23 protein-coding genes are annotated in these 19,813 nt (G+C 60.9%); 15 read left to right on the top strand and 8 right to left on the bottom strand.

Translation table 11 applies throughout. The features are described from left to right. Positions 1–190: 190 nt before the first annotated feature. Genes ACINK1_RS13015 through ACINK1_RS13025 form a run of 3 tightly spaced genes read right to left on the bottom strand, consistent with a single transcriptional unit; the run spans position 191 to position 2,786 of the window. Positions 191–994, bottom strand: a complete 804-nt coding sequence (locus tag ACINK1_RS13015; protein ID WP_376800169.1) for an ABC transporter ATP-binding protein — start codon at positions 992–994, stop codon at positions 191–193. Continuing rightward, on the bottom strand, positions 994–1,809 hold the full coding sequence (locus tag ACINK1_RS13020) for an ABC transporter permease (RefSeq protein WP_376800170.1): 816 nt from the start codon (positions 1,807–1,809) through the stop codon (positions 994–996). Before ACINK1_RS13020 ends, ACINK1_RS13015 begins: the two co-directional genes overlap by 1 nt. A 5-nt stretch (positions 1,810–1,814) precedes the next feature. Beyond that, positions 1,815–2,786 (bottom strand): ABC transporter substrate-binding protein, encoded by a 972-nt coding sequence (locus tag ACINK1_RS13025; protein WP_376800171.1) that lies wholly within the window; start codon positions 2,784–2,786, stop codon positions 1,815–1,817. 254 nt (positions 2,787–3,040) lie between these two features. On the opposite strand from ACINK1_RS13025, the gene eda reads away from it, so the two are divergent. The 5 genes from eda (at position 3,041) to ACINK1_RS13050 (ending at position 6,164) form a co-directional block, all read left to right on the top strand. Next, positions 3,041–3,679 carry a bifunctional 4-hydroxy-2-oxoglutarate aldolase/2-dehydro-3-deoxy-phosphogluconate aldolase gene (eda, locus tag ACINK1_RS13030; protein ID WP_376800172.1) on the top strand — a complete coding sequence of 213 codons (639 nt, stop codon included), beginning with the start codon at positions 3,041–3,043 and terminating at the stop codon, positions 3,677–3,679. 72 nt (positions 3,680–3,751) lie between these two features. Further along, a complete protein-coding gene (locus ACINK1_RS13035) occupies positions 3,752–4,564 on the top strand; it encodes a tellurite resistance TerB family protein (protein WP_376800173.1) in 813 nt (270 codons plus the stop codon). A gap of 3 nt (positions 4,565–4,567) precedes the next feature. Then, a complete protein-coding gene (locus ACINK1_RS13040; RefSeq protein ID WP_376800174.1) occupies positions 4,568–5,026 on the top strand; it encodes a hypothetical protein in 459 nt (152 codons plus the stop codon). 110 nt (positions 5,027–5,136) lie between these two features. Continuing rightward, entirely contained in the window at positions 5,137–5,676 is a 540-nt protein-coding gene (locus ACINK1_RS13045) for a permease (protein ID WP_376800175.1), read from the top strand. After that, positions 5,673–6,164 (top strand): hypothetical protein, encoded by a 492-nt coding sequence (locus ACINK1_RS13050; protein ID WP_376800176.1) that lies wholly within the window; start codon positions 5,673–5,675, stop codon positions 6,162–6,164. Before ACINK1_RS13045 ends, ACINK1_RS13050 begins: the two co-directional genes overlap by 4 nt. A 14-nt stretch (positions 6,165–6,178) precedes the next feature. On the opposite strand, the gene ACINK1_RS13055 is transcribed toward ACINK1_RS13050, so the two are convergent. Together ACINK1_RS13055 and ACINK1_RS13060 are read right to left on the bottom strand one after the other, a co-directional pair. Continuing rightward, entirely contained in the window at positions 6,179–7,117 is a 939-nt protein-coding gene (locus ACINK1_RS13055; protein ID WP_376800177.1) for a sugar kinase, read from the bottom strand. After that, positions 7,114–8,298, bottom strand: coding sequence for a pyridoxal phosphate-dependent aminotransferase (locus ACINK1_RS13060; protein ID WP_376800178.1), 1,185 nt, complete (start codon positions 8,296–8,298; stop codon positions 7,114–7,116). Before ACINK1_RS13060 ends, ACINK1_RS13055 begins: the two co-directional genes overlap by 4 nt. A 135-nt stretch (positions 8,299–8,433) precedes the next feature. Here ACINK1_RS13060 and ACINK1_RS13065 point away from each other — a divergent pair, with 135 nt between their 5' ends. The 7 genes from ACINK1_RS13065 (at position 8,434) to ACINK1_RS13095 (ending at position 15,971) form a co-directional block, all read left to right on the top strand. After that, on the top strand, positions 8,434–10,266 hold the full coding sequence (locus ACINK1_RS13065) for an IlvD/Edd family dehydratase (protein WP_376800204.1): 1,833 nt from the start codon (positions 8,434–8,436) through the stop codon (positions 10,264–10,266). 5 nt (positions 10,267–10,271) lie between these two features. After that, the gene (locus ACINK1_RS13070; RefSeq protein WP_376800179.1) at positions 10,272–11,111 is read left to right on the top strand and encodes an oxaloacetate decarboxylase; all 840 of its coding nucleotides are present in this window, start codon (positions 10,272–10,274) and stop codon (positions 11,109–11,111) included. Beyond that, positions 11,108–12,280, top strand: a complete 1,173-nt coding sequence (locus ACINK1_RS13075) for a GNAT family N-acetyltransferase (protein ID WP_376800180.1) — start codon at positions 11,108–11,110, stop codon at positions 12,278–12,280. Before ACINK1_RS13070 ends, ACINK1_RS13075 begins: the two co-directional genes overlap by 4 nt. Then, positions 12,270–13,028, top strand: a complete 759-nt coding sequence (locus tag ACINK1_RS13080; protein WP_376800181.1) for an SDR family oxidoreductase — start codon at positions 12,270–12,272, stop codon at positions 13,026–13,028. The genes ACINK1_RS13075 and ACINK1_RS13080 overlap by 11 nt, the downstream gene beginning before the upstream one ends. 55 nt (positions 13,029–13,083) lie before the next feature. After that, the gene (denD, locus tag ACINK1_RS13085; RefSeq protein ID WP_376800182.1) at positions 13,084–14,058 is read left to right on the top strand and encodes a D-erythronate dehydrogenase; all 975 of its coding nucleotides are present in this window, start codon (positions 13,084–13,086) and stop codon (positions 14,056–14,058) included. Positions 14,059–14,342: 284 nt separating this feature from the next. Next, positions 14,343–15,374: an aspartate-semialdehyde dehydrogenase gene (locus tag ACINK1_RS13090; protein WP_376800183.1), complete on the top strand. Its 1,032-nt coding sequence runs from the start codon at positions 14,343–14,345 to the stop codon at positions 15,372–15,374. 99 nt (positions 15,375–15,473) lie between these two features. Continuing rightward, positions 15,474–15,971 (top strand): MarR family winged helix-turn-helix transcriptional regulator, encoded by a 498-nt coding sequence (locus ACINK1_RS13095; RefSeq protein ID WP_376800184.1) that lies wholly within the window; start codon positions 15,474–15,476, stop codon positions 15,969–15,971. Between the two features lie 339 nt (positions 15,972–16,310). On the opposite strand, the gene ACINK1_RS13100 is transcribed toward ACINK1_RS13095, so the two are convergent. The 3 genes from ACINK1_RS13100 to ACINK1_RS13110 form a co-directional block, all read right to left on the bottom strand. Further along, entirely contained in the window at positions 16,311–16,478 is a 168-nt protein-coding gene (locus ACINK1_RS13100) for a hypothetical protein (protein ID WP_376800185.1), read from the bottom strand. A 141-nt stretch (positions 16,479–16,619) separates the two neighbouring features. Next, positions 16,620–17,147, bottom strand: a complete 528-nt coding sequence (locus tag ACINK1_RS13105; RefSeq protein WP_376800186.1) for an arsenate reductase ArsC — start codon at positions 17,145–17,147, stop codon at positions 16,620–16,622. After that, complete coding sequence (locus tag ACINK1_RS13110; protein ID WP_376800187.1) at positions 17,140–17,496, bottom strand: helix-turn-helix transcriptional regulator; 357 nt, start codon at positions 17,494–17,496, stop codon at positions 17,140–17,142. The genes ACINK1_RS13105 and ACINK1_RS13110 overlap by 8 nt, the downstream gene beginning before the upstream one ends. A gap of 23 nt (positions 17,497–17,519) precedes the next feature. On the opposite strand from ACINK1_RS13110, the gene ACINK1_RS13115 reads away from it, so the two are divergent. From ACINK1_RS13115 to ACINK1_RS13125, 3 genes are all read left to right on the top strand, one after another. Next, positions 17,520–17,771, top strand: a complete 252-nt coding sequence (locus tag ACINK1_RS13115; protein ID WP_376800188.1) for a hypothetical protein — start codon at positions 17,520–17,522, stop codon at positions 17,769–17,771. Between the two features lie 470 nt (positions 17,772–18,241). Continuing rightward, entirely contained in the window at positions 18,242–18,637 is a 396-nt protein-coding gene (locus tag ACINK1_RS13120; RefSeq protein ID WP_376800189.1) for a cupin domain-containing protein, read from the top strand. A gap of 160 nt (positions 18,638–18,797) precedes the next feature. Continuing rightward, positions 18,798–19,766, top strand: coding sequence for a tripartite tricarboxylate transporter substrate binding protein (locus ACINK1_RS13125; protein WP_376800190.1), 969 nt, complete (start codon positions 18,798–18,800; stop codon positions 19,764–19,766). Positions 19,767–19,813: the final 47 nt, after the last annotated feature.

The following is a 19,813-nucleotide window of genomic DNA, read 5'->3' on the forward strand; positions in this document are numbered from 1 at the left end:
CGCAACAACGATCAGCAATTTGGCCCGCTCCTTGCTCGCTCTCCCTACGCCGGATGGCGCATGGGGAATGGACATGGCTCAGATTTTGTCGCGTTTATCGATTGTTGCAGAAGTGGCTGGTGAGGGGTTCGCCCTGGCGACGTTTACCGCCATGGTGGCCGTGCTGGCCAAGATCGTGGCGGGATGACTGTCAGTCGACAGCAGCGGCGCGCCGTTCAGCATCACTTGAACGCTCCTGCTCGGCCATCACCAGCTCGGCCAGATCGCGTTTCAGATCATTGAACGCCGGCGAGGCAGGATCGCGCGGGCGTGGCAGATCAACCACCAGATCGCGCTTGATGGTGCCCGGGCGATAGGTCATCACGACGATACGGTCGGCGAGGTAGATTGCCTCTTCGATCGAATGGGTGACAAAGACGATGGTCTTGCGATCCTCGGTCCAGATGCGCAGCAATTCGGTCTGGAGCGAACGCCTCGTCAGGGCGTCAAGCGCGCCGAAAGGCTCGTCCATCAACATCAGCGGTGGATCAAGCGCCAGCACGCGGGCAATCGCCACGCGCTGGCGCATGCCGCCGGAAAGATCACGCGGAAAGCGATCGCGAAAATCGCTGAGCCCGAGCTTGTCAAGAAGCCGGTCGACAACCGCCTGTTTCTGGTCAGCCGCGATACCCTTGATATCGAGGCCGAAGGCGATGTTGCGCTCGACATTCATCCACGGAAAGAGGGCGTATTCCTGGAACACCATGCCACGGTCGGGACCAGGCGCGCTGATGAGGCGGCCATCGACGGTGATCGTGCCCGATGTGGGGCGGGCAAAGCCGGCGATGGCGTTGAGCAATGTCGACTTGCCACACCCCGACGGCCCCAGCAGGCAGACGAATTCGCCGCGCGGGACATCGCACTGGATGTCATCGAGCGCCACCACATCGCCGCCGCTGGAGCGGAACACCATGCCGACATGGCTGATACTGATATGGGTATCGACCATGGCCATCACGTCCCGATACCGCGGTGCCAGCGCAGCAGGTAGTCGTTGAGCCGGGAGGCGAAGGTGTCAATCAGCAGGCCGAGCGCGCCGATGGTCAGCATGCCGGCGATGATCTTGTCGGACCACAGATATTCCCGCGCTTCGAGAATGCGATATCCAAGCCCGTCACTGACAGCAATCATCTCGGCGACGATGACAACGATGAAGGCGGTGCCGATGCCGATCCTGGCGCCGGCGAGGATGAAAGGGCTGGAGGCTGGCAGGATCACGCGGCGAAAGATCGTCATGCTGCTGGCGCCCAGATTGCGGGCAGCACGCAGATAGATGGAATCGACCTGACGCACGCCAGCAATGGTGTTGACGAGAACCGGGAAGAACGAACCAAGCGCGATGAGAAAGAGCGCCGGCGCATTGCCAAGGCCAAACCACACGATGGCAAGCGGGATATAGGCGATCGGTGGTATCGGGCGAAGGATCTGCACCAGCGGATTCATCAGCGTGTAAATGCGCTGACTTGTCCCCATCAGCAGACCCAGCGGCAGCGCAAGCCCGGCGCCGATGGCAAAGCCGGACAGAACGCGTGACAGGCTAGCTGCCGCATCATGAGGAAATTCGCCCGATACAAGCCAGACGAGATAGCTCGACTCACTCGGGTTGAAGGGCTGCAGAGGCTGCATCGCCTGGACCCAGCGCGCTGCAACCGCCAGCGGCGATGGCAGGAAGGCGGCTGAAAAGACGCCAGCCCGTGACAGGATTTCCCAGATGATCACCACCAGCACAGGCATGATGGCGCCACGCAACACAGACGAGAGACGCGTCATCGCGTTCAGTTGACGCCAAGCGAAGCTTTGGCTTCCTTCAGCAGATCGAGCTTCACCCAGTCAGCCTCCTTCGGAGGATTGGCCATCTTGCCCAGGCCATGCTTGACCATCAGCTCCGTGGTCTTGTCCATGTGGCCTGGCGGCATGTCGAAGGTATAGCGGGCATTGTTCATCGCATCGCGAAAATCTTCCGACGACAATTGCCCCTTGAACACCGATTCGCGAACGTATTTTTCTGCCAATGCGGGATCGGAACGGAAGGCGATGGTGGCATCAACGAAAAGCTTTAGCACACGCAAGGCGACATCGCGCTTCTCGGTATACATCTTTTCCGTCATCACCAGAGGGCGTACCGGCACACCAACTTCGGTATCGTAGGGTTTGAGCAGCTCAATGCCCCAGCCCGCGCTGATGGCCTGTGTCGATTGCGGCTCTGATTGACAGATGACATCAACATATTTCGACGCCAGAGCCTGGCTGAGATCGGCATAGTTTCCAAAATAAAGCAGTTGAACGTCCTTGCCCGGGCGCTCCGACCAGGTGAGCCCGTGCTTGTCGAGCTCTGCAAGCAAAAGGAGGTCCTGAATACCGCCGCGAACGGTCGCGACCTTCATTCCCTTCACCTGGGCAAGCGAGCTGATCTTGAGGTCGGGACGGGCAAGAATGCGTGCGCCGCCATCGGCAAAGCCGGCAACAACCAGCAGCTTGACGCCGTTACCGCGCGCCGCAACCGCTCCATCCCCGCCGGAGGCGGCAATATCGACCAGATCAGCCGCCATGGCCGGATAAATATCAGCACCCTTGGCAAACACGCGCTCGTCGATCTTGAGGTTATATTTGCCGGCAATCTCCTTCATGTAGGAGATCGTGCCGTAATGGGCGAATTTGAGATTGCCGAGGCGCACGATGTCCTGGGCCTGTGCCAATCCGGTCAGTGAAAAAACAAGCGCAAGAATTGCAGACAATCGCATCCACATAGCTGATCGCTCCCCTAAATCGTCACTTTATGACGCTTAACGCGCCTTGATGATCTCGTGTTACTACATTCCCTCAGAACCGGTCATGACGTGGCGACGGGCAGCCATCAACCAGCGATTATCCTGTTACTTTGCAGGCATCATAAACATTCATCGCTCGAAGGCCAGTGCAAACATGAGACTGCCGCGCCCGTTTGCGCAAATCGATGAAATACCGTTATGGATGGCTGGTCAGGATGCCGACGAGGCATGGGATGAGCGTGCAGACACATTCTTTTTTTGCTCGTGCGCCGGTCGTGCCGGTGATTGTGGTCGAGGACGCGGCGCTAGCGGTGCCGCTCGCCCGCGCGCTCGTCGAAGGCGGGCTGCCACTCCTCGAAGTGACATTGCGCACGCCTGCCGCACTCGCATCAATCAAGGCGATGCGCGAGGCGGTGCCCGAGGCGATCATCGGCGCCGGTTCGATCCTGTCCTCGGCACATCTTGAATCAGCCCTTGGCGCCGGCGCGCAGTTCATCGTCACGCCCGGCGCCAGCCCGGCACTTCTGGCAGCGCTGGCCCGCGCGCCTGTGCCCTGCCTGCCCGGCATTGCCACCGCCAGCGAAGCGATTGCGGCACGTGATCACGGTTTCCGGGTGGTCAAGTTTTTTCCAGCCGAGGCGATGGGCGGGATAAAGACCCTGTCGGCCTGGCAGGGTCCGCTGGGCGATATCTTCTTCTGCCCGACCGGGGGCATCGATCTGCAGCGGGCTCCGTCCTATCTGGCGCTGAAGAACGTTTTATGCGTCGGCGGCTCGTGGATGGTGCCAGCCCCGGCACTGCAAGCGGGGGATTTTGCGCATATCACATCATTGGCAAGAGACGCGGCAGCTTTAGCAAAACCAGCAAGGTGATGTTGATGCACAGGTCCTGACGCAAGTCGGTCGCAATCCGTGTGTAAACTGCCGCAAACAGGGAGAATTGACATGTTTGATGCTGCAAAACTTCTCGACCAGTTGATGGGTGCCGGCACGGCTGCCCGGATGGACCAGATGAGTGGTGGAAAATTCAGCGATATCAGCCACAGGGCTGCCGAGTTGGCGGCGCAGCAGACACAGGCCGTCGCCGGCAAGGGCGGCTATCTCGATCAGGCCAAGCAGGCGCTGCCGGGCAGCGACACAATACCTGACCCCAGCGCCGTCATCGCCCAGACAGGCGAATACGTCGCCAAGAATTCGGATGCCCTCGTCAAGGGCGCCGTCGCCGGCACGATCCTGGCCGCGCTCATTGGCACCAAAGCCGGCCGCGCCATTGGCGGGACGGCGCTCAGACTTGGCGGGCTGGCGGCGATCGGCGGGCTTGCCTTCAACGCCCTTCGCAGCTGGCAGGCGGGTCAGGGTACCGCCCCCACCGCGCCCCAGGCGGCCCTCTCGGGTGACGCCGACAAACGCGCCAGATCCATATTGGAGGCGATGATCTCGGCTGCCAAGGTCGATGGCGAGATCGACGCCGCCGAGCGGGCCCGCATTCTGGCGCAGGCACAGACGCTCGGTGTCGAAGCGGCGGCTCAGGCGTTCATCGAAGCCGAATTGGCCAAGCCGCTTGATATCGCGGCGATTGGCGCGGGCATTGATGGCGTTGATCAGGTAAGCGAAATCTACGCCGCATCGGCGCTCGCCATCAATGCAACGAATGCCGCCAACATTGCTTATCTCGACACGCTGGCCGAGCGCTTCAAGCTTGATCCGGCACTCCGCGCCCATCTCGATGAAGAGGTGGCAAAGCTCAAACGGGGCTGAAACATGACAAACCGCGCTCCTCTGCTGCTCGTCGCCCTTCTGGCGCTCGGCTCGTGCGCACAACGCCAACTCGACAGCAACTGGGCCATCGACCAGCAGGTCGTCTATTGTGCCAACACGCAGGCTGGCGGATTGATCATTGGCAATCCCCAGGCCTTCTCGGGCGTACCGCTGATCGGGCAGGCGGCGAATGCCACGGCCGGGATCTTGCAGGAGGAGGAAGCCTGCAAGGTGGTGCGCGCTTTGCGGCCTGACGATGTCACCCAACTCAAGATCATCCAGGCGATGGCCGCCCGCGAAAACCGGGCGCTGACGTCCGGCCCGTTCACCATCACGCCGCGCCCCGTTGGCGCTGAGTGCCTGCCAATTGTCACGCTCCATCGCCCCAGCGGACAGGTGTTGCGCCAGGAGACGCTCTGCCGCGACAAGCAGGGCAGCTATGCGCCGCTGGGTCAGAGGTAGGGTCGACAGACACAACACTTGATGTTTGGGAGTTGGCGCCATTATCCTGTCGCGCCGGTCCGCACGCGTCCCTGTGCCGGGCCTGGCACGCCAAGGCCAGATTGCACCCCGTGAGCACTGCACCCAAACGCCGCCGCCTTCTCGATCCCGGCCTTGTGATCATCATTGTTCTGGCCAGCATCGGCGCCGGGCTCACCTACCGCGACCAGGGCATGGCCGCAGTCTGGGCGATTATCGAAGACGACAGCCTGCTCTTTCTGGAAATCCTGCCCAAGGTGGCGGCTGGTTGTCTGATCGGCGCGCTGATCACCCTGCTGGTGCCGCGCGAAGTGATCGTCCGCCTGGTTGGCAGCGAATCGGGTCTTCGCGGCCTTGTCATCGCGACGCTTGCCGGCATTCTCATGCCCGGCGGGCCTTTTACGGTGTTTCCGGTGACGGTGGCGTTTCTGACCATCGGCGCGGATGCGGGAGCAGCCATCGCCTTCGTCACCGCCTGGCACGTCATCGGGCTCAACCGCGCCATCATCTGGGAGATGCCGTTTTTCGGTCCGCATTTTGTCGTGATGCGGGTGGGTGTCTCGCTGCTCTTTCCGCTTCTCGCCGGGCTTGTCGCGCGCTGGCCGCGCCTGCACCGGAAGGACGTGCCGTGATTGCCGTCGTTTTCACCGGCCTGCTGTGGGCGCTGGCCTTGTGGCTCGTGATCATCGCACTGCGGCGGCGTGACGGCACGGCAAAGGAGGCCATGCAGCGGGCGCTGCGCGAATTTCTGTGGCTGCTGCCACGGCTTGCCATCGGCGTCATAGGCGCCGGATTTCTCGCCCGATTGCTGCCGGCCGAATCAATCGCCGCCTATCTTGGCCGCGATGCCGGTTTTCTCAGCCTGCTCATCGCCACCGCCGCCGGCATGCTGACACCGGGCGGACCCGTCGTTGGCTTTTCACTCGGCACAGCCGCACTCAAGGCCGGCGCCGGTATGCCACAAGTGATCACTTACGTGACCGCGTGGAGCCTGATGTCGTTTAATCGCGTCATCGTCTGGGAACTGCCGATCATGCCACGCCATTTCGTCTATCTGCGCCTCGCCGTCTCATGGCCACTGCCGCTGCTTGCAGGCGGGGTGATGCTGCTGGTTCAGTGACCGCGTTTGCCTGCTCAGTGGAGGATTTTGGGTGGCGACAAGGCGGCGATCGTCGTTTCTCTGGGAATGATGGCGCCGCGATGCTGGATGACGGCGCCCGCCAGACGATGACCGGCATCAGCGGCAAGCCGTGGCGGCGCCCCGGCGAGCCTCGCGGCGAGATAGGCAGCGCTGAAACTGTCGCCGGCAGCGGTTGTATCAACCGGTGTCAGGATCTGCGGGCACGGCACCTGCTCGATGCCGGCCTTGCTCGCGACCCAGGCTGAATCAGCCCCTGATTTCACCACCACCTCGCTGATACCAAGCCCGACCAGCCGCTCGATGGTGGCCAGCGGGTCGCGGTCATTCCACAGGGTCTGCTCGTCATCGAATGTCGGCAGGGCGATATCGCAGCGTTTCAGCGCTTCGCCAACCACCAGCCGGGCGCGATCAAGATCGCCCTGCCAGCCGCGCGGACGGAAATTGGAATCAAACGCCACCAGACACCCCTGCTTGCGCGCTTCTTCCAGCATCGCCAGCAGCCGCCCGAGCCCCGTCGGGCGATAAAGCGACAGGGTGATCGCCGACAGATAGATGAGTTTGGCCGCCAGCAGGCGCTCCGCCACCTCCTCCCACCCGGTCAATTCGAAGAGATCGCGGGCGGGCGAGGTGTCGCGCCAATAGCTGAAAGAGCGCTCACCACGGTCATTGGTGTCGATGACGTAAAGGCCCGGCATGCGTCCCGGCACCCGTAGAACGGCGTCCGTCTTGACCCCCTCTGACGCAGCCAGCGTCAGAACATGATCCGAAAAGCGGTCATCGCCCAACGCTGTCGCGTAGCCGACATCAACACCGAGACGGGCAAGATAAACCGCAGTGTTGAAGGTATCCCCGCCAAAGGCTTGATGATAGCGCCCCTCGCCCTCATGGTTGAGTTCAATCATGACCTCGCCGACGGCGATGACAGTGCTCATGCCACCTTCCGGGCGCTGAGAAATTCGCCCATGCGGGTGAGGGCCTGCGTGATATTGTCTTGCGAATTGGCGTAGGAGAGGCGCAGATAGCCCTCGCCATGAATGCCGAAATCAGGCCCGCCAATGGTGGCAACGCCAGCCTCTTCCAGCAGCGCGCGGGCGAGCGGTTTGGCCTGCCAGCCCGTCGCCTTGATGTTGGGGAATGCGTAGAAGGCACCATATGGTTCAATGGCGCTGACTCCCGGCAGTTTATTCAGCCCGTCGATGATAAGGCGCCGGCGTTTGGCGAATTCCGCCACCATCTCGCTCACGCAAGCTTGAGGCCCGGTGAGGGCTGCAAGCCCTGCCCATTGGGTGGGCGCGTTGACGCAGGAATAGGAATTGACGGCAAGCTTGCGGGCAGCCTCCAGCAGCGGCTTTGGCCATAATGAAAAACCGAGCCGCCAGCCGGTCATGGCATAGGTTTTCGACCAGCCATCGAGCAGGATGAGGCGCTCGCGCAGCGCCGGATAGCTGAGGAGCGAGACATGCTCACGCCCGTCATAGGTCATCTGCCCGTAGATTTCATCCGACAGGATGGCGATGTCCGGATAGCGCTCAAGCCCGGCGGCAAGCTTGTCAATCTCTGCCTTGGGACTGACGCCGCCGGTCGGGTTGGCGGGCGAATTGATGATGATGAGCCTGGTGCGCGGCGTGATCAGTGACAGGGTTTCATCAGCCGAGAACGCAAAACCGTTTTCCTCGCGGATGGGGATCGGCACCGGGTTGGCGCCGGTGAACTCGATCATCGAGCGATAGATGGGAAAGCCAGGGTCGGGATAGAGAATATCAACGCCCGGTTCACCGAACATGAGGATCGCCATATACATCGTCACCTTGCCGCCGGGCACGATCAGAACCTGATCAGGGCTGATGCTGGCGCCGGTGCGGCGATGGACGTCGGCTGCCACGCCTTCGCGCAGTGGAGCGATGCCGGGGGCTGGCGTATAGCCATGATGGCCGTCGCGCAGCGCCTTGATGGCGGCCTCCACCACATGGTCGGGGGTGCTAAAATCGGGCTGGCCGATGCCAAGATTTATGATGTCGCGGCCCTGCGCTGCAAGCTCGGTGGCGCGCGCCAGCACAGCGAAGGCGTTTTCCTCGCCGATGCGGTCAAAGGCCGCGATGGGGTGAAGGGACATGAACGAAGCCTCCCGGGGTGCCGGTTATGAAAGCGCCGACCATAGTCGGCCACCGTCGTGGATAGCAAATGCGGCGCACAGCCTTGACAAAAAATTGTGCGCAGAGGTGCCCTGCCGATTGCCGCGTTGATTTCAATGCCAATCCCGGCGCACACTGTGACAAACATAAGGGAGGCGTCGTTGGCAATACGCGGCAAAAAAACACGCAAGCTTCGGTCTAAATTGTGGTTCGACAATCCGGAAAATCCCGGCATGACGGCGCTCTATCTGGAGCGCTACCTGAATTACGGGCTGACGCGGGAAGAACTGACGTCGGGCAAGCCGATCATCGGCATCGCCCAGACGGGTTCCGATCTGTCGCCATGCAACCGTCATCACCTCGATCTGGCCAAGCGGGTGCGCGAGGGCATCACGGCGGCCGGCGGGCTGGCGTTGGAATTTCCCGTTCATCCTATTCAAGAAACAGGCAAGCGGCCGACCGCCTCGCTTGATCGTAATCTCGCCTATCTCGGGCTGGTTGAAATTCTCTATGGCTATCCACTCGACGGCGTGGTGCTGACGACGGGCTGCGACAAGACGACGCCTGCCTGCCTGATGGCGGCCGCGACCGTTGATCTGCCGGCCATCGTGCTCTCGGGCGGGCCGATGCTGAATGGCTGGTGGAAGGGTGAGCGCTCGGGCTCCGGCACGATCGTTTGGCAGGCGCGCGAGGAACTGGCCGAAGGCAAGCTCGATTATTCGAGCTTCATCGACAAGGTCGCCTCCTCCGCCCCCTCGGTCGGTCATTGCAACACCATGGGCACCGCCTCGACCATGAATGCGCTGGCCGAGGCACTCGGCATGTCGTTGCCGGGCTGCGCCGCCATCCCGGCACCTTACCGCGAACGCGGGCAGATGGCCTATGACACCGGCAAGCGCATCGTCGACATGGTGTGGGAGGATTTGCGCCCGTCGAAAATCATGACGCGCGAGGCGTTCGAGAATGTCATCGTCGCCTGCTCGGCCATCGGTGGCTCGACCAATGCGCCGGTCCACATCAATGCCATTGCCCGCCATGTCGGCGTTGCTCTTGACAATGATGACTGGGAGAAGGTTGGGTACAATATTCCGCTTCTCGTCAACATGCAGCCCGCGGGCAAATATCTCGGCGAGGAATATCACCGCGCCGGCGGGCTTCCAGCAGTGCTGGCCGAACTCCACAAACACGGCAAACTGCGCGCCAACGCGCTCACCGTCAACGGCCAGACAATTGGTGAGAATATAGCCGGCAAAACATCGGAAGATCACGACGTCATCCGCTCGTTTGAAACGGCGATGGTGGCACAGTCGGGTTTTCTCAATCTCAAGGGCAATCTCTTTGACAGTGCCATCATGAAAACGTCCGTCATCTCGGCCGATTTCCGCAAGCGCTACCTGTCGAACCCGAAAGACCTCAATGCCTTCGAGGGGAAAGCCATCGTCTTTGAGGGCCCGGAAGATTACCACGCCCGCATCGATGATCCGGCGCTGGGTGTCGACGAGCATTCCATTCTCTTCGTGCGCGGTGTCGGGCCGATTGGCTATCCGGGCGCGGCGGAGGTGGTGAACATGCAGCCACCGGCTGCCCTGCTGAAGCGCGGCATCAGGGCATTGCCCTGCATTGGCGACGGGCGCCAATCAGGAACGTCCGGCTCGCCGTCGATCCTCAACGCCTCGCCCGAAGCTGCGGCCGGCGGGGGGCTGGCCATCCTCAAGACAGGAGACCCGGTGCGCATCGATCTGAACAAGCGCACCGCCGATATGCTGGTGCCGGAAGCTGAACTTGCAACGCGCCGCGCGCAGGGCAGCTTCAAGATACGCCGCCATGAAACGCCGTGGCAGGAAATCTACCGCAAGAACGTGTCGCAGCTTTCTGATGGCATGGTTCTGAAGCCGGCGGTCAAATATCAGCGGGTTGCCCGCAAATCGACGCCACGCGACAATCATTGAGGGACATGATGACAAATCCGGCGGACAAACGCGCTGCCTATCGCAAATTGCACGAAAATGGTTGCTTCGTACAGCCAAATCCCTGGGATGTCGGCAGCGCCCGCTATCTGCAATCGCTGGGTTTTCCGGCGCTGGCGACGACCAGCGCAGGGTTTGCCTGGACCACGGGCAAGCCTGATACCGGGGCAGGTCTCGAGGATACACTTAGCCATCTAACTGAACTGGCCGCTGCTTGCGATGTACCGCTCAACGCTGATTTCGAGAACGCGTTCGCCCATGATGCCGATGGCGTGGCGCGCCATGTGACGCTGGCGATCGCCACCGGAATCGCCGGCCTGTCAGTGGAGGATTCAACTGGCGATGCGGCAAAGCCGCTCTATGACTTCGACCATGCGCTGGCCAGAGTGAAGGCGGCGCGGGCAGCCGTTGACAGGACGCAAAGCGGCGTCGTGCTCACGGCGCGCGCCGAGTGTTTTCTCGTCGGCGTCAACGATTTGTCCGAGACGATTCGTCGCCTGACGGCCTATGCGCAGGCGGGCGCTGATTGCCTCTACGCACCCGGGCTGAGATCGCGTGAGGACATCATGGCGGTCATCCAGGCGGTGGCGCCGAAACCGGTTAACATCCTCAACGCCGCGCCCGCCTTCAACGTTGCCGATCTGGCGGCGATGGGTGCCCGGCGCATCAGCATCGGCAGTGCGCTGGCACGCACCGCCTGGGCAGCCGCAATGACGGCGGCAAAGGATCTTGCGACGCAAGGATCGTTTGGCGCTTTTGCTTCCGGCAGAGTCTACGGGGAGATTGACGGTTTCTTTCGCGCCGATGCAAAGACCCGGCGGGGATGACAGGCAAGCTCGCCACATGGACGCCTTGTCCACGCCCTGACGGGCGCACGCTTGTCGGGCGCACCGTGCGGCTTGACAAACTCAGTGCGGCCCGCCATGGCAATGATCTGGCCCAGCGTCTGTGCGGGGATGGTGTAGCGGCACTTTACGACTTTCTCGGTGACCCGCCGCCTCAGGCCCCGTCCGATGTCATCGCCTGGGCGCAGCGCGCCGAAGCCTCGCCTGATCCTTATTTTCTTGCCATCATCGATCAGGTAACGGGAAAGGCTGTCGGGCGGCTTGCCTTGATGCGTATCGATACCATCCATGGAGGCATCGAGGTCGGCCACGTGCTCTATGCGCCCGCCCTGCAGCGCTCGATTGCGGCAAGCGAAGCGCAATTTCTGCTGATGCGCCATGTCTTCGATGATCTTGGCTATCGCCGTTATGAATGGAAATGCAACGCGCTGAACCGCCCCTCGCGCAATGCCGCAAGGCGACTTGGATTTCTCTATGAAGGCGAGTTTCGCCAGCACATGGTGGTCAAGGGGCAGAACCGCGACACGGCGTGGTTTTCCATGCTTGACGGTGAATGGCCTCACCGCCGCCTGGCTTTCGAGGCGTGGCTTGATCCAGCGAACTTCGCGCCCGATGGCGGCCAGAAGGTGACGCTTGGCGTGCACATGGCGCTTGCCTCAGCGCCGCCCGAAGATGGCCCCTTGATGCGCCGTTTGCGCCGCGCCTCTCCCGCAGACAGCGCCGCGCTTGCCGCCTTCCAGGAGGACGCCTATGCGCTCAACCGGACCATCACCGGGCGCACGCCGATTCCGTTGACCTGGGATTACGCACGCGTGGTCGGTCACTGGGAGTGCTGGCTGGTGGACGAGGCCGGCTCCATCGATGCGGCACTTCTCGTCGAGCCACGCACTGACGATTTTTACCTCCACAGCATTGCCGTTCATCCTCGGGCCCGCGATCACGGGCTTGGTGACGCATTACTGCGATTTGCCGAAAGGCGGGCAGCTGTTCATGCTGGCGGGACACTGCGCTTCATCACCAACCAATTGCTCACGCGCAATGTCGACTGGTATCTGGCGCGTGGCTTCGTGATCGAAAAATTCGAACGCGTGGATGGGCGCACGATTGTCCATTTTTTCAAACGGATCAGGGGAAATGACCATGAGCGCTAGGCTTTCCGGCAAGATTGCGGTGGTGACGGCAGCAGCTGCAGGGATCGGGCTTGCGACCGCCCGCGCGCTGGCGGCTGAAGGCGCGCGCGTGATTGCAACCGATATCAACCGCGAGGCACTTGATGCGGCGCTGACAGGCGTGCGCGGGGTGAAAAGGCGGCGTCTTGATGTGCGCTCGACGCGGCAGGTGGCAGCGTTGGCCGGGAAGATCGGCCCGGTTGATATCCTGTTCAATGCAGCAGGCTTCGTGCACCATGGTACGGTGCTGACGACCGATCAGGCGGCCTGGGATTTCTCCTTCGATCTCAACGTCGCCTCGATGCACCGCATGATCCAGGCCTTCCTGCCGGGCATGCTGGAGAAGGGGGGCGGTTCGATTGTCAACGTCGCGTCCGGCGCCTCAAGCGTGCGCGGCATTCCCAATCGCTATGTCTATGGCACGACCAAGGCGGCGGTCATCGGCCTGACCAAGGCCGTTGCCGCCGATTTCATTCGCCAGGGGATCAGGTGCAACGCCATCTGTCCCGGCACGATTGAATCGCCATCGCTCGATCAGCGCATCGCGACACTCGCCAAGGCTGAGGGCAAGGATGAAACAGTCGTGCGCAAGGCGTTCATTGATCGCCAGCCCATCGGGCGCCTTGGCACAGCCCATGAGGTGGCGATGCTGGCGGTCTATCTGGCATCCGATGAGGCAAGTTACACCACTGGCACAATTCACATCATCGATGGCGGATTTTCGTTATGAATGTGCTGGTTCAACGATACGGACCGCTCGACGGACAGAAGAAGGAAACATCGATATGCGTATTCTGATGCTTGGCGGCGGCGGCATGGTGGGACAGAAGCTGGCGACCCGGCTTGCCAAAGATGGCCAGGTGGGCGGCAAGAGCATTTCAGCCCTGCTGCTGCATGATGTCGTCGAGCCGGCACAGCCTGAAGCAGCCTTTGCGGTCACCAGCAAGGTGAGCGATCTCTCCGCGCCCGGCGAAGCGGCAGCACTTGTTGCCTTCAAACCCGATCTTGTCTTCCATCTGGCAGCGATCGTCTCGGGCGAGGCGGAAGCCGATTTCGACAAGGGGTATCGCATCAACCTCAACGGCACGTGGAATCTGTTCGAAGCGCTGCGCCTCGCCCAGCTGTCACCGCGCGTGGTCTTTACCTCATCGATTGCTGTCTTCGGCGCCCCGTTTCCTGCGGCTATTGATGATGACTTCCTGACGGCCCCGCTCACCAGCTATGGCACGCAGAAGGCGATTGGCGAATTGCTGCTCGCCGATTATACGCGCAAGGGTCTCTTCGATGGCATCGGCATCCGCCTGCCGACGATCTGCGTGCGCCCGGGCAAGCCCAACAAGGCGGCATCAGGCTTCTTTTCCAACATCATCCGCGAGCCGCTCGCTGGCATGGAAGCGGTACTGCCGGTGTCGGAACAGGTCCGCCACACCCATGCCTCGCCGCGTTCAGCCGTGAATTTTCTCATGCATGCCGCGACCATTGACGGCGCCCTGGTAGGCCCGCGCCGCAATCTGTCGATGCCGGGCGTTTCCTGCACGGTTGCCGACCAGATCGCCGCACTGCGCGCGATTGCCGGGGACAATACGGTGGCGCGCATCATCCGCGCACCCGACCCGACAATCGCCAAAATCGTCGAAGGCTGGCCGCGGAATTTCGACGCCAAAAGAGCCCGCGATCTCGGATTTACCGCCGAGACATCTTTTGATGAGATCATCCATGTCCATGTTGCAGATGAGCTTGGCGGCAAGATCGCGGGATAGGGATGTCAACCGCAAGATTGACATCATCATGCGGTTTGGTGTGTGGTGCCTCTTCCACCTGACCTGGACCGTTCCGTCCAGGCGCATAGGCATGTCAGGGTATCAACCATGAACGTTCGTGCGTTCCCATTCGACCTGCGCAGGCAGAGCATAAAGACGGCGAAAACGCCGGTCGTCGCGACCGCGTAGTTTCCGCTCGTCCCCGGTCCTCTCCCCGCGGGGTAGAGAGGACCCCCTCCACCGCGAGGGCAGTTTCCGGGGAGAAGACAGCAAAGGATCATTCCATGTCGTTCAAGGTTGCAGTTGTCGGGGCCACGGGAAATGTCGGCCGCGAAATGCTCAATATCCTCGCCGAGCGCAAGTTTCCGGTGAGCGAAGTGGTCGCGCTCGCGTCGCGCCGCTCCATGGGCGTTGATGTGTCCTATGGCGACAAGATCCTGAAGTGCAAGACGCTTGAGCATTTCGATTTCGCCGGCACCGATATCTGCCTGATGTCGGCTGGCTCGAGCGTGTCGAAGGAATGGTCGCCAAAGATCGCGGCGCAGGGCGCAGTCGTCATCGATAATTCCTCCTGCTGGCGCTATGACCAGGAAGTGCCGCTCGTGGTGCCGGAGGTCAATGCCGCTCACCTTGACGGCTGGCGCAAGAAGGGGATTGTCGCCAATCCCAACTGTTCGACCGCCCAGCTCGTGGTAGTGCTGAAGCCGCTCCATGAGCGCTTCCGCATCCGCCGCGTTGTGGTGGCGACCTATCAATCCGTCTCGGGCGCCGGCAAGGAAGGCATGGACGAATTGTTCACCCAGACCAAAGCGATCTTTGTCAACGATCCGGTCGACCACAAGAAGTTCACCAAGCAGATCGCCTTCAATGTCATACCCCATATCGATGTCTTCATGGAGGATGGTTACACGAAGGAAGAATGGAAGATGATGGTCGAGACGAAGAAGATTATCGACCCGAAGATCAAACTGACAGCAACCTGCGCCCGCGTACCCGTGTTCATCGGCCACTCTGAGGCGGTCAATATCGAATTCGAGGAGCCGGTAACAGCCGACGAAGCGCGCGCCGTGCTGCGGGCGGCACCCGGCGTGCTGGTCGTCGACAAGCACGAGGATGGCGGCTATGTGTCGCCGCTTGAATGCGCCGGCGAGGATGCATCGTTTGTCTCGCGTATACGCGAAGACATGACGGTGGAAAACGGGCTGTCGCTGTGGTGCGTCTCCGACAATCTGCGCAAGGGCGCGGCGCTCAACGCCATCCAGATCGCCGAAACCATGGTGTCGCGCGGGCTTCTGCAGAAAAAGAAGGCGGCTTAGTATTTTCTCGCAGGAGCGGTTTTGATATGTCGTCAAGCGCCGTACCAGTTGACATCAGACCGCAATCATGAATCGATATGAGCGCTGGGAGGCGCTCATATGGCGGGATCGTTCGAAAAAAGCGTAAGCTTCCGTCTCGCCCATGTCGCGAAACTGCACCGCGCACGTGCCGCCGCGCTCCTGGCGGAGATACATCTTTACCCGGGTCAGGAAACAGTCCTCAAATCGCTCGCTGCAATGGATGGGCAGACGATGGGCGAGCTGGCCCAGGCGCTTTACGTCAAACCACCGACCATCACCAAAATGGTGACGCGCCTGGCGCTTCACGGGCTGGTGGAGCGACGCGCCTCCAAAGACGACGCGAGGCAATGGCGGATCTTCCTGACGCCGGCCGGAACGCTCCGCGCCGAGGAGATCGATCTGGTGTGGCGCCGTCTTGAGAAGCAAACCCTCTCCCGCCTTGACACCAGGGAGCGCAAACGCCTGCGCCGGCTGTTGCGCCAGGTCGGCCGCAACCTCGGCCTTGATGGCGCGATGGATCGGGAAACGATGGACACGGAGCCCGCAGACGGCAGCTCAGAACCGGGCGAGGACTAGCGCAAATTGCGTGGACACGGCATCGCAATCCGCTTCTATCTTATTGTTTTATCACGCTGTTATCGAAAAACTGATGTCCGCTTTTTCGAGAGCATGCTTGAACGGTCAACCTGCTTTTCCTGAACACCTCTCTTCGGATGTCGCGCGCAATGCGGACCTCATGTGTCATTGCAATCGACATGATCACCCCGTGCGGGCCGCCGTCACGCAGGGTGAAAGAATGCCGGGTTGAGGTTCCACCATATCGAGATTGATCTTCAGATCATGTCGTGGTCTCGAAAGGGTATCGGTCGTGCTTGGCCCGGCATCTGACACCGCGATCCAATGCGGTTGCACGGCTTATCGCCGGCGGACCGAGTTTCCACCATCGATGATGGTGTTGATGAGGGCGGCGACGGCCTCATGCATCCCCTCGGTGCCGTCGCCGTCGGGCAAGCCTTCGTGCGCGGCAACCGCGTCTTTCAAAACACCCATGATGTCATGTTCTTGCAGGATCTTGCGCAACATGTGGTAGGGTGTGCGGTGGCGCGCGATCACGCACCCTCGCGGAGTAAACCATGGCAGCGGAAAGCGCGGTCTTTACGATCGCGGACAGTGCCTTTGGCCGCAGGTTGTCGGCCTATGCCAAACTGACATCGATGGGCGAGCTCATTCTTCACCCTTTGCACGGCGAGAAGCGCCTTCGAGCATCCCGATATCTTTGAGGTGAGCGCCGAGAGCCGCGTGCGCCAACGAAGTGATGGGAAGCGAGATGAAAATACCGATGCGGTTCTTCATGAACCTGAAGGCCGCGCTGAAGGCCCGCTCCTTCTCGATATCATTTCCGTCGACAGCCGCCGGATCATCGATCCCCCAATGGGCCGTCATCGGCTGGCCGGGCCAGACCGGGCAGACCTCGCCGGCCGCGCTATCGCAAACCGTGAAAACAAAGTCCATCGCAGGTGCGCCCGGCGCCGCGAACTCGTCCCAGCTCTTGGAGCGCAAACCCTCTGTCGGATAGTCCACCGCCTTGAGAACTTTGACAGCGAAGGGATTGACTTGGCCTTTAGCTTGGCTCCCGGCAGAGTAGGCATTGAACCGTCCACCTCCGTCTTTTCGCAGAATGCTTTCGGCCAAGATCGAGCGTGCAGAATTACCCGTGCACAAGAACAGGACGTTGAAAATTTGATCAGCCATAGACGTTTTCCTTTGGTGGACAGCACGGCGTGAGATCTACGATCAGGGGCGCGCATATGTCGGGCCGACCGCCACAGCAGTCCTTCAGCAGAAAAAGCACCACTTCCCGAAAGCCCGAAAAGTTCGCCCGGTAGAGGATCGACCGACTTTGCCGCTCTCCATTTACGAGCCCTGCCCGCGAGAGAACGGCGAGATGGGCGGACATGGTGTTCTGCGGCACTCCAATCATACGTGCCAATTCACCGGCCGGCACGCCTTCCGGCTCGTGGCGCACCAGAAGCCGAAAGGTTTCCAGCCGGGTGGGCTGAGCAAGGGCCGAAAGCGCATCGATTGATTCTTGTGTATCCATATATCCAGCTTAATTGATACATTATGAGCACACAAGCGCTCTTCAATGGCCTTGCAGCTCTCTATATCGCCGACGCCTTCGACCGTGCCATGCGTTCGTCGCAGGCCAAGAAATCCTCCCGGCCCGCGCCCCAGCCCATCATATCGCGCTACCCGGTCGCCCTGGCTGACCGGCATGCCGTGATGGTGCACGCGCCGGGCGATGGCGCCGGCGAAGGCGTCCCAATCGTGCTTGGGTGGCGCGCCCGGCCCGGCTGGTCGTTTTGCCGGGCTTGACGCCTTCGCCCCGCTATCGGCACCACCCGCCTCGAACAATCCCCAGGCGCGTTCGCAACGCTCTAACTCCTTGCGCAGGATGATCACGTCCGATGCGGTGACAGCGACACCATCGACCGGGCGCGCAATCCATTCCCATTCAGATTTCTTCGCCCGGCGGAAACGTCGGACCGCGCGGGCTTGCGCGACGCTCCGTCGCGCCGGAGCAGACCACTTCGTCCAAAGCGGTCGCCGCAGCCGTAAAAGGAAGGTTTTGGCAGCGTCACACGGATTGCGCTCTTGCGTATTGATCCAGATCATCAAACGAATGAAAAAATAAAATCAAATATATGAGTATGTGCCGATCACGATTAAATCAGAGACCAGAAATCAAGTGTCTATTTTTTGTAATAAAATCCATAAGAAAGGAACAAAAGATATATCAGAACGTTTCATGAATTATTTCGATTAAACCGGAGGAGGACAAATATATGAAGGGCTTTATTGATAATATCGAGGAGCGCGCCGAAAAGAACGAAGATTTCCAGCATGTTCTCTACACCGGCAAACACCTGCAACTCGTGCTGATGTCGCTCAAGCCGGGGGAAGAAATCGGCGACGAAGTGCACAAGGACCGCGATCAGTTCTTCCGGGTCGAAAAGGGCAAGGGGCAGATGATCATCGACGGCACGACGCACAAGATCAAAAGTGACGATGCCATCGTGGTGCCAGCTGGGTCGCGGCATAACCTGATCAACACCTGCGAGAAACCGCTTAAACTCTACACGCTTTATGGCTCACCCAACCACCTCGACCAGTTGATCCAGGTCACGAAGGCGGAAGCAAGCGCCTCGAAAGAATCGTTCGCAGGGGTAACAACCGAGTAGTTCGAGCGACGAGTCACATTGCAATCTCCTCTCCGATGCCGGGCAATCTCCTCGCCGATACCGGCGTGGCTTGCGGTCTGGCAGGCTTTTTTTCTTGTGCTCTGAAGAAACGTGGTTAATTTCGTTTCCCTAACGAGGATAACTTTAAGGGGCGGAAAAAATGTCTATCACGAAGCGAGAATGCGTTGCCGGGGCTCTGGCGTGTTTGTGGGTATTAGGCTCGGTCGGCGCGGCGAGTGCGCAGCTTGAGCTTAAAATCCTCGCCCCAGCCGCGCCTGGTGGCGGTTGGGACGGCACGGCGCGGGCCATGCAGCAGGTGCTGACCGCAACAGGCATCGGCAAGGGCGTGCAGGTGACGAATGTTCCGGGCGCCGGCGGTTCGATCGGTCTGGCCCAGTTCGTCAACACCGCCAAGGGCGACCCGAACCAACTCATGGTGAACGGTTTTGTGATGGTGGGCTCGCTCATCTCCAATAAATCACCGGTCACGCTTTCGATGGTGACGCCCATCGCGCGCCTCACGGCGGAAGCCGAGGTCATCGTCGTGCCGGCAACCTCGCCGATCCAGAGCGCAACGGATCTGGTGGCGGCGATGAAGGCGGATATCGCCAAGGTAACCTTCGCCGGCGGCTCGGCGGGAGGCGTTGACCATATTCTCGCCGGATTGCTGGCCGGCACCGTGGGGCTTGATGGTTCCAAGGTGAATTATGTGCCCTTCTCGGGCGGCGGCGAAGCCTTGGCTGCGCTGCTCTCGGGCCGTGTCAGCGCCGGTATTTCCGGCTGGGGCGAGTTTGAAGGCCAGGTGAAAGCGGGGAAATTACGCGCCATCGCGGTGACATCGCCCGAGCGTCTGCCCGGAAATCCGACACCCACCTTGCGCGAGCAGGGCATTGCGCTTGATCTCCTTAATTGGCGTTCGGTCATGGCCGCACCTGGCATTTCGGCCGAACAGAAGAAGACCCTCTCGGACGCGATCGACCGGATGGTCAAATCCAAGGAATGGAAGGACATTCTGGCCCAACGCGGCTGGGACGATGCCTATTTGCCCGAGCCCGCTTTCGGTGAATTTCTCAAGAACGAACAGGGCCGGGTCGAGGCGGTGCTAAAATCTGTCGGTCTTGTCAAATAAATCCATCGCAGCGCGCGCAACCGGGCGGATGGCGCTTTTAAGCCAAA

This window comes from Raskinella chloraquaticus (SeqCode) (genome assembly GCF_021731865.1).
Lineage (GTDB): Bacteria > Pseudomonadota > Alphaproteobacteria > Rhizobiales > UBA4765 > Raskinella > Raskinella chloraquaticus.

Coding starts and splice junctions, on each gene's coding strand:
- ACINK1_RS13015 (WP_376800169.1), bottom strand. CDS start 994: ATGGCCATGGTCGATACCCATATCAGTATCAGCCATGTCGGCATGGTG.
- eda (WP_376800172.1), top strand. CDS start 3,041: ATGAGCGTGCAGACACATTCTTTTTTTGCTCGTGCGCCGGTCGTGCCG.
- ACINK1_RS13055 (WP_376800177.1), bottom strand. CDS start 7,117: ATGAGCACTGTCATCGCCGTCGGCGAGGTCATGATTGAACTCAACCAT.
- ACINK1_RS13080 (WP_376800181.1), top strand. CDS start 12,270: ATGAGCGCTAGGCTTTCCGGCAAGATTGCGGTGGTGACGGCAGCAGCT.
- denD (WP_376800182.1), top strand. CDS start 13,084: ATGCGTATTCTGATGCTTGGCGGCGGCGGCATGGTGGGACAGAAGCTG.
- ACINK1_RS13125 (WP_376800190.1), top strand. CDS start 18,798: ATGTCTATCACGAAGCGAGAATGCGTTGCCGGGGCTCTGGCGTGTTTG.
- ACINK1_RS13070 (WP_376800179.1), top strand. CDS start 10,272: ATGATGACAAATCCGGCGGACAAACGCGCTGCCTATCGCAAATTGCAC.
- ACINK1_RS13020 (WP_376800170.1), bottom strand. CDS start 1,809: ATGACGCGTCTCTCGTCTGTGTTGCGTGGCGCCATCATGCCTGTGCTG.
- ACINK1_RS13110 (WP_376800187.1), bottom strand. CDS start 17,496: ATGGATACACAAGAATCAATCGATGCGCTTTCGGCCCTTGCTCAGCCC.
- ACINK1_RS13095 (WP_376800184.1), top strand. CDS start 15,474: ATGGCGGGATCGTTCGAAAAAAGCGTAAGCTTCCGTCTCGCCCATGTC.
- ACINK1_RS13100 (WP_376800185.1), bottom strand. CDS start 16,478: ATGTTGCGCAAGATCCTGCAAGAACATGACATCATGGGTGTTTTGAAA.
- ACINK1_RS13040 (WP_376800174.1), top strand. CDS start 4,568: ATGACAAACCGCGCTCCTCTGCTGCTCGTCGCCCTTCTGGCGCTCGGC.
- ACINK1_RS13115 (WP_376800188.1), top strand. CDS start 17,520: ATGAGCACACAAGCGCTCTTCAATGGCCTTGCAGCTCTCTATATCGCC.
- ACINK1_RS13060 (WP_376800178.1), bottom strand. CDS start 8,298: ATGTCCCTTCACCCCATCGCGGCCTTTGACCGCATCGGCGAGGAAAAC.
- ACINK1_RS13090 (WP_376800183.1), top strand. CDS start 14,343: ATGTCGTTCAAGGTTGCAGTTGTCGGGGCCACGGGAAATGTCGGCCGC.
- ACINK1_RS13120 (WP_376800189.1), top strand. CDS start 18,242: ATGAAGGGCTTTATTGATAATATCGAGGAGCGCGCCGAAAAGAACGAA.
- ACINK1_RS13035 (WP_376800173.1), top strand. CDS start 3,752: ATGTTTGATGCTGCAAAACTTCTCGACCAGTTGATGGGTGCCGGCACG.
- ACINK1_RS13075 (WP_376800180.1), top strand. CDS start 11,108: ATGACAGGCAAGCTCGCCACATGGACGCCTTGTCCACGCCCTGACGGG.
- ACINK1_RS13105 (WP_376800186.1), bottom strand. CDS start 17,147: ATGGCTGATCAAATTTTCAACGTCCTGTTCTTGTGCACGGGTAATTCT.
- ACINK1_RS13025 (WP_376800171.1), bottom strand. CDS start 2,786: ATGTGGATGCGATTGTCTGCAATTCTTGCGCTTGTTTTTTCACTGACC.
- ACINK1_RS13065 (WP_376800204.1), top strand. CDS start 8,434: ATGCCAATCCCGGCGCACACTGTGACAAACATAAGGGAGGCGTCGTTG.